At 69.4% G+C, this 12148-nt stretch carries 9 protein-coding genes; 1 reads left to right on the top strand and 8 read right to left on the bottom strand.

Going from position 1 to position 12148, the window contains the following annotated elements:
• Nucleotides 1-4: 4 nt before the first annotated feature.
• The 8 genes from ACFQW6_RS03085 to ACFQW6_RS03050 all read right to left on the bottom strand — a co-directional run bounded on the left by ACFQW6_RS03085 (nucleotide 5) and on the right by ACFQW6_RS03050 (nucleotide 10471).
• Nucleotides 5-1333, bottom strand: a complete 1329-nt coding sequence (locus ACFQW6_RS03085; RefSeq protein WP_378541156.1) for an ABC transporter ATP-binding protein — start codon at nucleotides 1331-1333, stop codon at nucleotides 5-7.
• Entirely contained in the window at nucleotides 1330-2421 is a 1092-nt protein-coding gene (locus ACFQW6_RS03080; RefSeq protein ID WP_378541319.1) for an ABC transporter ATP-binding protein, read from the bottom strand. The genes ACFQW6_RS03085 and ACFQW6_RS03080 overlap by 4 nt, the downstream gene beginning before the upstream one ends.
• Nucleotides 2422-2423: 2 nt before the next feature.
• Complete coding sequence (locus ACFQW6_RS03075; protein WP_378541153.1) at nucleotides 2424-3434, bottom strand: ABC transporter permease; 1011 nt, start codon at nucleotides 3432-3434, stop codon at nucleotides 2424-2426.
• Between the two features lie 130 nt (nucleotides 3435-3564).
• Nucleotides 3565-5343, bottom strand: a complete 1779-nt coding sequence (locus tag ACFQW6_RS03070; RefSeq protein WP_378541150.1) for an ABC transporter substrate-binding protein — start codon at nucleotides 5341-5343, stop codon at nucleotides 3565-3567.
• 68 nt (nucleotides 5344-5411) lie between these two features.
• Nucleotides 5412-6446 carry an ABC transporter permease gene (locus ACFQW6_RS03065; RefSeq protein ID WP_378541147.1) on the bottom strand — a complete coding sequence of 345 codons (1035 nt, stop codon included), beginning with the start codon at nucleotides 6444-6446 and terminating at the stop codon, nucleotides 5412-5414.
• A 169-nt stretch (nucleotides 6447-6615) separates the two neighbouring features.
• Nucleotides 6616-8409, bottom strand: coding sequence for an aspartate--tRNA ligase (aspS, locus tag ACFQW6_RS03060; protein ID WP_378541145.1), 1794 nt, complete (start codon nucleotides 8407-8409; stop codon nucleotides 6616-6618).
• Nucleotides 8406-9776, bottom strand: coding sequence for a histidine--tRNA ligase (gene hisS, locus ACFQW6_RS03055; RefSeq protein WP_378541142.1), 1371 nt, complete (start codon nucleotides 9774-9776; stop codon nucleotides 8406-8408). The genes aspS and hisS overlap by 4 nt, the downstream gene beginning before the upstream one ends.
• The gene (locus ACFQW6_RS03050; protein WP_378541317.1) at nucleotides 9773-10471 is read right to left on the bottom strand and encodes an MBL fold metallo-hydrolase; all 699 of its coding nucleotides are present in this window, start codon (nucleotides 10469-10471) and stop codon (nucleotides 9773-9775) included. Before ACFQW6_RS03050 ends, hisS begins: the two co-directional genes overlap by 4 nt.
• A 104-nt stretch (nucleotides 10472-10575) precedes the next feature.
• On the opposite strand from ACFQW6_RS03050, the gene ACFQW6_RS03045 reads away from it, so the two are divergent.
• A complete protein-coding gene (locus ACFQW6_RS03045) occupies nucleotides 10576-11841 on the top strand; it encodes a DUF349 domain-containing protein (protein ID WP_378541140.1) in 1266 nt (421 codons plus the stop codon).
• The last annotated feature ends 307 nt before the right edge of the window (nucleotides 11842-12148 follow it).

Raw genomic sequence — 12148 nt, 5'->3', positions numbered from 1 at the left:
CTCCTCAGACCCCCGTCGTCTGCTTCGACGTGAGGTCGTACCAGGTCTTCTCGTAGCCCGGGATGGTGAGCTGCTCGTTGGTCGGGGTGGCACCGGGTACCGGGGTGCCCTGGTCGTCGACGGCGAGCAGGTCGGTGGTCACGGGCCGGACCGGGTGGGCACCCAGCTCGCCGGCGAAGTGGCAGGCCACCTTGTGGCGCTTGCCGATCTGCAGCAGCGGCGGCTCCACCTTCGCGCAGATCTCCTGGGCGAACTGGCAGCGGGTGCGGAACCGGCAGCCCGACGGCGGGTTGATCGGGCTCGGCACGTCGCCCTCGAGCCGGATCCGCTCCCGACGCCCGCCGATCGCCGCCTGCTTCACGTCGGGCACCGCCGAGAGCAGCGCCTGGGTGTACGGGTGGTGGGCGTGGCCGTAGATGGTCTCCCGGTCGCCGATCTCCACGATCTTGCCGAGGTACATCACCGCGACCTCGGGGCAGAAGTGGCGCACCACCGCGAGGTCGTGGGCAATGAAGAGGAAGGCGATGTCGAACTCGCGCTGCAGGTCCTGGAGCAGGTTGACCACCTGCGCCTGGATCGACACGTCGAGGGCCGAGACCGGCTCGTCGGCGACCAGGAGCTTGGGGTTGAGCGTGAGCGCCCGGGCGATGCCGATGCGCTGGCGCTGGCCGCCGGAGAACTCGTTGGGGTAGCGGTTGTAGTGCTCGGGGTTGAGACCCACGACCTCGAGCAGCTCCTGGACCCGCGGCAGGATCTTGTCCTTCGGCACGACGTTGTGCACCGCGAGCGGCGCCCCCACGATCGACCCGACGGTGTGGCGCGGGTTGAGCGAGGTGTAGGGGTCCTGGAAGATCATCTGCACGTCGCGGCGCAGCGGCCGCATCTGCGAGTTCGAGAGCTTGGCCAGGTCTTGGCCCTCGAACATCATCGACCCGCCGGTCGGCTTGTAGAGGCGGGTGATCAGCCGGCCGGTGGTGGACTTTCCGCACCCGGACTCACCGACCAGGCCGAGCGAGCCGCCGCGCGGCACCTGGAACGACACCCCGTCCACGGCCTGCACGTGGCCGACCGTCCTCCGCACCAGCCCCGAGGACTTCACGGGGAAGTACATCTTCAGGTTGTCGACCGAGATGATCGGCTCGGCGTCGAGGTCGAGCGGGGTGGCGACGTGCCCGTGCTCCGCGAGCTGGTGGAAGTCCGGCGGCTCGTGGAAGGCCTCGTGGTCGTCCACGACGTCGACATGGTGCGAGAGGTCCCGCTCACCCGTCTCCGCCGCGTTGGCGCCGACCTCGCTGGCGTCGATCCCCACCTTGGCGTTGGGGTCCTGGGTCATCGGGTCTCCTCGACGAGGTCGGGGGCGATCTCCGGGAGGACTTCTGTCCGGTAGATCTCCTCGGGGTTGGGCAGGTGGCACCGCTTGAGGTGGCCGGCACGGTTGCTGGCCGGCGTCAGGGCGGGCAGCTCGGTGACGCACAGGTCGCCGGGCACCTTGTCGCGGTGCGCGCAGCGGGGGTGGAACGAGCAGCCGGTCGGCGGCTTCAGCAGGCTGGGCGGGTTGCCCGGGATCGGGATGAGCCGCGCGTCCGTGGAGGCACCGACCTCGGGGATGCTGGACAGCAGACCCCACGAGTAGGGCATCTCGGGCTTGGTGAGGATCTCCTTGGTCGTCCCGAACTCGACGCAGCGGCCGGCGTACATCACCAGCACGTCGTCGGCCATCTCGGCGATGACGCCGAGGTCGTGGGTGATGATGATGACCGCCGAGTTGAACTCGCGCTGCAGGTCCTGGAGCAGGTCGAGGATCTGCGCCTGCACCGTCACGTCGAGCGCGGTGGTGGGCTCGTCGGCGATCAGCAGCGACGGGTCGTTGATGAGGCCCATCGCGATCATCGCGCGCTGCCGCATGCCGCCGGAGAACTGGTGGGGGAAGTCGTCGACGCGGCGGTCGGGCTGCGGGATGCCGACCCGGTCGAGCATCTCGATCGCCTTGCGACGCGCATCCCGCTTGGACGCCTTCGGGTGGTGCATCGAATAGGCCTCGGCCAGCTGCTCGCCCACGCGGTAGAAGGGGTGCAACGCAGCCAGGGCGTCCTGGAAGATCATCGCCATCGCGTTGCCGCGCAGCTTGCGCATGCGGTTCTCGGCGAGCCCGACGACCTCGGTGCCGCCCACGCGGATGGAGCCGGTGATCTCGCTCGACTTCGCGTCGTGGAGACCCATCACGGCCATGCTCGAGACCGACTTGCCGGAACCGGACTCGCCGACGATGCCGAGCGTCTTGCCGAGCTCGACGGAGTAGCTCAGCCCCTTCACGGCCTGGACGGGCCCGTCCTGGGTCGGGAACGAGACCGTGAGGTCCTCCACCTGGAGGAAGGGCCCGTCGACGTCGGTGGACGACGACGCGGAGGAGGGGGACGTGATGGTCAAGAGAGCCTCACTCGGGGATCGAGAACGCTGTAGATGACGTCGACGACGATGTTGGAGATGATCAGGACGGCGGCGCCGAACAGGGCGGTGGCCGCCACCACGGGCAGGTCACGCTGAGCGACCGCCTGGAGGCTCCACAGCCCGATGCCGTCGATGTCGAAGATCTTCTCGGTGAAGATCGTACCCGCGAGCAGGGTGCCGAAGTCGATTCCGAAGATCGTGATGACGGGCACCAGCGCGGACCGCAGGGCGTGCTTGTAGACCACGGTGTTGTCCCGCAGACCCTTGGACTTCGCGGTGCGGATGTAGTCCTCGTTGAGCACCTCGACCATCGACCCGCGGGAGTAGCGGGTGTAGGAGGTGCATCCCCAGGCGCCGAGCGCCAGCCACGCGAGCAGCATCCCGCTGAACCACTTGGCCGGGTTCTCGGTGATCGGGAAGTAGCCGGTGTCGGAGAACAGGGGTATCTCCCAGCTGATGGTCAGGAACAGCCACGTCAGCAGGGCGAACAGGTAGTAGGGGACGGACGAGACGACCAGGAAGGTCGACACCAGCGCCTTGTCTGCCACTGTGCCGCGTCTTCGGGCCGCGGCGACGCCCATCGGGATGCCGAGGGTCAGGTAGAGGAAGGCGCCGCCGATGGCCACGGAGAACGTGGCCGGCATCCGCTCCTTCATCTCCTCGAACACCGGGGCCTTGGTCCGGTAGGAGTAGCCCAGGCACGGGGCCGGGCACTCGAACACGGTGGTGCTGCCGAACTGGATCTCGCGCCCGGCCACGACACCCTCCATGAACTTGCCGTACTCCTCGTACCACGGGTTGTTGAACCCGAGGTTCTCGCGGAACACCTCGAGCCGCGCGGGTGTGCAGCGGTTGCTGGTGTCGTTGTCGCAGATCGTCTGGGCGGGCTCGGAGGGTCCGTACCAGAAGAGCAGGAAGACGCTCATCGAGATGAGGAACAGGACGACCACGCCCGAGAGCAGGCGCTTGACGACATAGGCGAACACGAGGATTTCCCTCCGAGGTTGTGAGCAGCTGCCGGCATGGCCGACACACGGTGGTGTGGGGGCCCCGGTTCACGGGGCCCCCACACCGAAGGTGGAGCAGGATCGACCGTTCAGTCAGTCGACCCCAGGATCACTGAGCGACGTAGAGATCCTTGTAGTTGGGTGCACCGAGGGCACCGTCACCGGTCGGGTTCCCGATCTTCTCGCCGAAGGCGAAGAGGTCGTTGCGGAACGCGGTCGGGATGATCGGGTAGTACTCGGTCGCGATCTCCTCGTCCAGGGCACCCCAGGCGTCGGGCTGCTCCTCGATCGGCATGGTGCCGATCTCGTCCATCTTCGCGTCCATGGACTCCTCGGAGAAGAACGCCGTGTTGTAGGTGGCGCCCGTGCGGAGCAGGGCCGGGATCATCGTGGCGCCGGACGGCCAGTCCGAGCACCAGTTGACACCGCGCAGGTTGAGCTTCTTGTTGATCTTGTTGTCCGGGTCGGTCCAGATCGTGTAGAGCGAGGTCTCGATCGGCACGGGGTAGGACGTGACCTTGAAGCCGGAGTCGGTGAGACCCTTCTCGATCTGCTTCTGAGCAGCCTCGGTGGTCGGCGAGCCGGTGTTGTAGGCCATGTGGATCTCGTAGCCCTCTTCGCCGGCCTCGGCCAGGAGCTCCTTCGCCTTCTCGGGCTGGTAGGTGATCTGCTCGCCGTCGACCTGGTAGTCGGACTTGCCCGCCATGCCGGGAGGCATGACCGAGTTCGCCGGGACGCGGGTCACGCCGGGGACCTCACCGGAGGCCTGCCACACGCTCTCGTACGGGTAGGCGTACGCCAGGGCCTTGCGGATCTCCGGCGTGGTCTTCTCGTAGTCGGGCGCCCAGAAGCTGGTGCACTGCGCTGACTGCTGGACGAGACGCTCGCCGAGGTCCTGGTTGAACTTGGCGTAGTTCTCGGCGGTGATGCTGGCCGAGAGGGCCGTCTGCGACTCGGTGTTGCCGCTGAGCATCAGCTCGTCGGTCTGGGTCGGGTCAGCAGCGAACTTGAAGATCCACTTGTCGGCGTACTGGTGGCGGGCCGGGTCGGACTCGGCCACCCAGGCGTCGTTCTTGACGAGCACGAGCTCCTCGCTCGGGCGGAACGACTCGACCTTGTAGGGGCCGGTCGACAGGGGGCTGCGACCGTACTCCGGCGGGTCGGAGACCTTGCCGAGCGGGGTCGGGCCCATCGCCATGAAGGCGCCCCAGTAGTCCATGTCCGGGAACGGCTGGGACATCTTGATGGTCACCGTGCGGGCGTCCTCGTCGAAGGAGATGCCCTTCCACTCCTTGCCCTTGTCGGTGTAGGGACCGGCGTACTTGTCGGCGTCCAGGAAGTACGTCTTCGAGTACTCGGTGCCGGGACCCGACGGGAAGGCGTCGGAGTCGAGCGAGCGCTCGATGCCCCAGGCGACCTCCTCGGCGGTGATCGGCTTGCCGTCCTCCCACGTCGCGTCGTCGCGGATGGTGAACGTCCACTCGGTGAAGTCCTCGTTGGGCTGACCCAGGTCGGTCGCGAGGTCCGGGACGAGGATCATCTCGCCGGACTCGTTGTCGCGGGCGTACTGGGTCAGCGCGCGGTGCGTGAGCGCCTGCTGGATCGAGTTGCCCGTCACTGACCAGCCGTTGGTCGGGTCGAGGTCCTCGGGGCCCGGGTCGTCCGGAAGGTACACCGTGATGGTGCCGCCGGCCGAAGCGCCCTCGACCTCAGCCGCGGGGCCCTGACGCTCCGGGTCCTTGGCGATGGTCTCCGAAGCATCCTGGAAGCCCTCGCCGCTACTGCCGCTGCCGGTCTCGTCGTCGTTCCCGCCGCCGCCACCACAGGCAGCGAGGGTCACGAGCGCGGCACTGGTGGCGAGTGCTGCCGCCGCCTTGGTCCGTCTCATTGTCCAGCCTTTCGTTGTTGTTCGCACACCGGAAACGCCCGGGGTGACGTCTGTTGAGGATCTCCGCCTCAGCGGCGGGTCTTCGGGTCGAACGCGTCGCGAACCGCGTCGCCCAGGAGGTTCAGCGCGAGCACCAGGGCGACGACGCCGATCAGGGGCTCCCACAGGTAGAGGGGGTAGTTGCTCCAGTAGGGCACCGCGTTGGCGATGGTCTGGCCCCACGAGGCGCTGCCGGTGACGCCGATGCCGAGGAACGCCAGGCCGGCCTCTGCCGCCACGAACGCAGGCAGCATCAGCGAGATGCTGATGACGATCGGCGCCGTGAGGTTGGGCAGCAGCTCGCGGAACAGGATGCGCCGGGTGGGCATCCCCAGCACCCGGGCGGCGTGGATGAACTCACGCTCGCGCAGGGAGAGCACCTCGCCGCGGATCAGGCGCGCCACCGTCATCCAGCCGAACATCGACAGGATCAGGATGAGCGAGCCGATCTGGATGGTCTCGTAGCTGTCGCTGGTGCCGAAGCGGTCGATGATGATCGGGGCGATCGTGAGCGCCGCGAGCAGGAAGGGGATCGTGAGGAAGAAGTCGGTGATGAACGACAGGATCTTGTCCACGACCCCACCGGCGAAGCCCGCCACCAGGCCGACCACGATGCCGACCACCGAGGCGATCAGCGTCGACACGCCGGCGATCAGCAGCGAGGTGCGGCACCCGTAGATCCAGTGGGCCAGGTTGTCCGCACCCGTGCGCGGTGCGATGCCGAAGGGGTGCTCGGGGTCGAAGGGGTAGAACGGCGGGCCGGTCTTGGGGTAGCCGACACCCGGCTCGGCGAAGTTGCACTCCAGGACCTCGCACGCGGTGACCGTGTCGAGGCTCACCCCGAACGCCTTCGCGATCAGGTCCGCGAACACGGCGACCAGCAGGAAGAAGATCACGATGATCGCGCACGCGATGGCGATCTTGTCGCGCCGCAGCCGGCCGAGCGCGATCTGCATCGGCGACTTGCCGGAGATCTCCTTGGCCTGCGAGCTGTTCGGGTCGTTGATCTCCGGTTCGTCGCTGAGCGAGCCCAGGGTCTCAGGCCCCGTCGCTTGTGCCGACATTCTCTCCCCATCGAGTTCGGGTCCGGTGGTGTCTGCGGTCCCTCCGGGGACCGCGCCGAACGGGACTCTATGTGACCTGCGACGCGCGAACGATCACTGACGGGTAACGATCCCGTTACGACGCGTTGTGCCCGTGGTCACCGGGATGAGCGGTCAAACCTGCGGGGGATCACTCCCCCGGCGGGACGTCCTTCGCGGGCGTCGCGTCGACACCGGCTTCCTTCCGCTGCTCCGGAGTGATGGGCGCCGGCGCCGCTGTGAGCGGGTCGTAGCCACCCCCGGACTTCGGGAAGGCGATGACGTCGCGGATGGAGTCGGTGCCCGCGAGCAGCGCCACGATGCGGTCCATGCCGACGGCGATGCCGCCGTGCGGGGGCGCACCGAACTTGAAGGCGTCGAGCAGGAAGCCGAACTTCTCCTGCGCCTCCTCCTCGGACAGGCCCATGACCGCGAACACGCGCCTCTGGATGTCACCGCGGTGGATACGGATGGAACCGCCGCCGAGCTCGTTGCCGTTGCAGACGATGTCGTAGGCATAGGCCAGGGCACTGCCGGGGTCGGTGTCGAAGGTGTCGAGGAACTCGGGCTTGGGACTGGTGAAGGCGTGGTGCACCGCCGTCCAGGCGCCCGCGCCGACGGCGACGTCGCCGCTGGCGACCGCGTCGGAGCTCGGCTCGAACAGCGGGGCGTCGACGACCCAGGTGAAGGCGAAGGTCGAGTCGTCGAGCATGCCACCGCGGCGACCGATCTCGAGGCGGGCGGCACCGAGCAGCGCACGGCTGCTCTTGGCGGGTCCGGCGGCGAAGAAGATGCAGTCGCCCGGCTCGGCCCCGACGTGGGCGGCGAGGCCCTCGCGCTCGGCGTCGGTGAGGTTCTTCGCGACCGGGCCCCCGAGCTCGCCGTCCTCGGCGATGGTGACGTACGCCAGGCCCTTGGCGCCGCGCTGCTTGGCCCAGTCCTGCCAGGCGTCGAACTGGCGGCGCGGCTGGCTCCCGCCGCCCGGCATCACGACCGCGCCGACGTAGTCGGCCTGGAACACCCGGAACGTGGTGTCCTTGAAGTAGTCGGTGCACTCGACGAGCTCGAGCCCCATCCGGAGGTCGGGCTTGTCGGATCCGTACCTCGCCATCGCGTCGGCGTACGTCATCCGCGGCAGCGGGCGCTGGATGGTGTGGCCGGCCTGGGCCCACATGGCCTCCAGGACGTCCTCCATCAGCGTGATGACGTCCTCCTGGTCCACGAAGCTCATCTCGATGTCGAGCTGGGTGAACTCCGGCTGCCGGTCGGCGCGGAAGTCCTCGTCGCGGTAGCACCGCGCGATCTGGTAGTAGCGCTCCATGCCGCCGACCATGAGCAGCTGCTTGAACAGCTGCGGGCTCTGCGGCAGGGCGTACCAGCTGCCCGGGGCCAGACGTGCCGGCACCAGGAAGTCGCGGGCGCCCTCGGGCGTGGAACGGGTCAGCGTGGGCGTCTCGACCTCGACGAAGTCGCGGGCGTCGAGCACGTCGCGAGCGGCCTTGTTGATCTTGCTGCGCAGGCGGAGCGCGGCGTTGGGGCCGGAGCGGCGCAGGTCGAGGTAGCGGTGCTTGAGGCGGGCCTCCTCACCGACCTCGCCACCCTTGTGGCCGGACGCGTCGTCGACGGGGAACGGGAGCGGGTCGGAGGCCGAGAGCACCTCGACCTCGGTCGCGACGACCTCGATCTCGCCGGTGGCGAGGTTGGGGTTCTCGTTGCCCTCCTTGCGCGCGACGACCTCGCCGACGACCTTGAGGCAGTACTCGCTGCGGAGGCTGTGGGCGACGGCCTCGTCACGCACGACGACCTGCACCACGCCGCTGCGCTCGCGAAGGTCCAGGAACGCGACCCCGCCGTGATCGCGCCGACGCGCCACCCACCCGGCGAGCGTGACGGTCTGGCCGACGTTCTCGGCGCGCAGGGCGCCGGCGTCATGGGTGCGGATCACTGGTTCTCCTCTGGATCATTGGTGGTGCTGCTGGGGGTGGCGGTGCTGATGATCGTGGGCCGCAGGTCAGCCTCGGGCGGGGTCCACGACCCCGGGTCCGCCTCGACCTGCTCGCCGGTCCGGATGTCCTTGACCTGGTGGGTGCCGTCGCCCTGGACGAACCACACGTAGGGGACGCCTCGCCGCTCGGCGAAGCGGATCTGCTTGCCGAACTTCGCCGGTGACGGGGCCACCTCGCACGCGACGTCCCTCGCCCGCAGGGCGGCGGCGACGCCGGTGCTGGCGGCGCGGTCGTCCTCGGTGTTGAGGGCGACGAGGACGACGCTGGGCACGGGGCGGCTGCCGGACAGGACACCGTCGGAGATGAGCGGGACGAGGGTGCGGGAGACGCCGAACGACACCCCGACGCCGGGGTACGTCGTACGCCCGTCGCTGGCGAGCGCGTCGTAGCGCCCTCCCCCGCCGACGGACTTGAGCCGCTCGTAGCCCTCCATGAAGATCTCGACGACGGTGCCGGTGTAGTAGTCGAGCCCGCGCGCGATGCGCAGGTTGGCCTCGACGCCCACGCGGTCGCCGGCGACGGCGCGGCAGCCCTCCACCACGGCTGCGAGCTCCTCGAGCCCCTGGTCGAGCAGCTCGTCGCTGACCCCCAGGGCACGGACCCTGTCCACGAACGAGGTGTCCTCGACGCGGATGGTGGCGAGCTCGAGGCAGCGCTGGGCCTGCTCGGGCGTGGTGCCGACGCGGTCGACCAGCAGCCGGGCGACCTCGTCGGCCGGGAGCTTGTCGAGCTTGTCGATGACCCGGATCGCGTCGGTGACGTCGTCGATGCCCAGCCCGCGGTAGAAGCCCTGGATGAGCTTGCGGTTGTTGAACTGGAACGACACCCGCGGGATCGGCAGCCGGCCGAGGGCGTCGACCATCACCGCCATCACCTCGACGTCGTGGTGGAAGGGCAGCTCGTCGCGGCCCACGATGTCGACGTCGGCCTGCGTGAACTGCCGGTAGCGGCCCTCCTGCGGCCGCTCCCCGCGCCACGCGGGCTGGACCTGGAAGCGCCGGAAGGGGAACTCCAGGTGGCCGGCGTGCTCGAGGACGTAGCGCGCGAAGGGCACCGTGAGGTCGAAGTGGAGGCCGAGCTCGGCCTTCGCGTCGGGCTCGGCGGCGATGCGCTGGAGGACGTAGATCTCCTTGTCCACCTCACCGCCCTTGGCCAGCCGGTCGATCGGCTCGACGACCCGGGTCTCGATGTTGGTGAACCCGTGCAGCTCGAACGTGCGCGAGACCGAGGCGATCACCTCGCGCTCGACGGCGCGCTGCGCAGGCAGCAGCTCGGGGAACCCGCTCAGCGGGGCGATCTTGCTCATCGTCGGTCCTGGGGAAGGTCGTGGGAAAGGTCTTGGAGGAAGGGGTTGGTGGCGCGCTCGCGGCCGATGGAGGTCTGCTCCCCGTGACCCGGCAGCACCACGATGTCGTCGGCGAGCGGCAGGACCTTGTCGGCCAGGCTGCGCAGCATCGTGGCGTGGTCGCCGCCGGGCAGGTCGGTGCGGCCGATGGACCCGGCGAAGAGGAGGTCGCCGGAGAACATCAGCTCCGAGACGTCCTGCTCGGCGTACGGCGTCCGGAAGGTCACCGAGCCCTCGGTGTGGCCCGGCGTGTGGTCGACCACGAACCGCAGACCCGCGAGCTCGAGCTCGGCGAGGTCGGACAGCTCGCGTACGTCGTCGGGCTCGGCCCACGAGTAGTCGCCACCGAGCAGCATCTGCGTGGTCTCCGGGCTCATCCCGGCCATCGGGTCGGAGAGCAGGTGCCGGTCGGACGCGTGGATCCACGCGGTGGCGTCGTAGGTGCCGGCCACCGGGGCGACGCACCACATGTGGTCGACGTGTCCGTGCGTGACGAGCACGCTGACCGGCTTGAGCCGGTGCTCCCGGACGACCTGGTCGACACCGGCGGCGGAGTCCTTGCCGGGATCGATGACCACGCACTCCGACCCGGGACCCGTCGCCACGACGTAGCAGTTGGTCCCCCAGGGTCCGGCGGGGAAGCCGGCGATGAACACGGGCGTCAGTCCTTGCTGGTCGTCGACCGGCGTCCGGCCAGTCGTCTGCTTGTGGGTGGGAAGCCTACCGAGGGCGGTCCGGGCCATGACTACGATGGGCGACCATGAGCTCCGACAAGCAGTCCCCAGACGACTCGGCACAGGGCGACCAGCCCTGGGGCCGGGTGGCCGAGGACGGCACCGTCTATGTCCGAACCGCCGATGGCGAGCGTTCCGTGGGGTCCTACGAGGCCGGCACGCCCGAGGAGGCGCTGGAGTTCTTCACCAAGCGCTTCGAGGAGCTCGAGGGCAAGGTCCACCTGCTCGAGCAGCGCGTCGCCTCCGGGCGGCTGGCGCCCGAGGAGGCCACCTCGTCGGTGAAGGCGCTGCGCGAGCAGGTCGGCGACGCCCACGCGGTCGGTGACCTCGTGTCCCTCGCGGCCCGCCTCGACGCGCTGGCCCCGGTGATCGCCGTCCAGCGCTCGGCGCGCAAGGAGGAGCGGGCGCAGAAGAGCGCCGAGTCCAAGGCGGCGAAGGAGAAGCTCGTCGCCGAGGCCGAGCGGCTCGCCGACAGCACCGACTGGCGCAACGGCGCCAACCGGCTCCGCGAGCTGCTCGCGACGTGGAAGGAGCTCCCCCGGCTCGACCGCGCCACCGACGACGCCCTGTGGCGCCGGTTCTCCACCGCACGCACGACGTACACCCGCCACCGCAAGGCACACTTCGCCGAGGAGCACGAGCGCCGCGACTCCGCGCGCGTCGTCAAGGAGCGGCTGGCCAAGGAGGCCGAGGCGCTCTCGTCCTCGACCGAGTGGGGGCCGACCGCTGGCAGGTACCGCGACCTGATGCGGGAGTGGAAGGCCGCCGGCCCCGCGCCGCGCGAGGTCGACGACCAGCTCTGGCAGCGCTTCCGCGGCGCCCAGGACACCTTCTTCGGCGCACGCGACGCGGCCAACGCCGCGCTCGACGAGGAGTTCGCCGCCAACGCCGAGGTCAAGGACGCCATCATCGTCGAGGCCGAGGCGCTGGTCCCCGTGACCGACCTCGAGGCCGCCAAGAAGACCTTCCGCGAGCTCGCGGACCGCTGGGACGCCGCCGGCAAGGTCCCCCGTGACCGGATGAAGGAGCTCGAGGGCCGGATGCGGAAGGTCGAGCAGGCCATCCGCTCGGTCGAGGACGAGCAGTGGAGCCGCAGCGACCCCGAGAAGTCCGCGCGCGCCGACGACATGATCGGCAAGCTCGAGTCCGGCATCGCCGAGACGCAGGCCAAGCTCGACAAGGCGTCCGCCGCCGGCGACGACCGGCGCGTGAAGGACCTCGAGTCCGAGCTCGCCAACAAGCAGGCGTTCCTCGACATGGCGAGGAAGGCAGCCGCGGAGTTCGGTGCTTGATTGGCTCGCTCCGCTCGCCGTGCTCGGCGCGCTGGAGGACCGCGTCTTCCCTCCTCGACTCGCTCGCTGCGCTCGCATCGCTCGTCAGTCCAGACGCCGTAGCGCGCCGAGCCCCACGATGACCTGACCTCGGGCTCGCCACGCTCGTTGCGTCTCGGAAGTACGCCCGGTCAAGGAGCGCGTCAGCACACGCGCTCGGCGCCCGGCGTCGTCTGGACTGACGAGCGAGCAAGCGTGACGAGCGCAGCGAGGCAGCGCCGTCGAGCGAGGAGGGAAGACGACGTCTTCAGGGGCGCCGAGCACGGCG

Origin of the sequence: Nocardioides sp. GCM10028917, from assembly GCF_042666175.1 — a bacterium.
In the GTDB taxonomy this organism is placed as follows: Bacteria; Actinomycetota; Actinomycetes; order Propionibacteriales; family Nocardioidaceae; genus Nocardioides.
The sequence above is the reverse complement of the archived record's forward strand: the minus strand, read 5'-3'. Positions and strand labels throughout refer to the sequence as shown.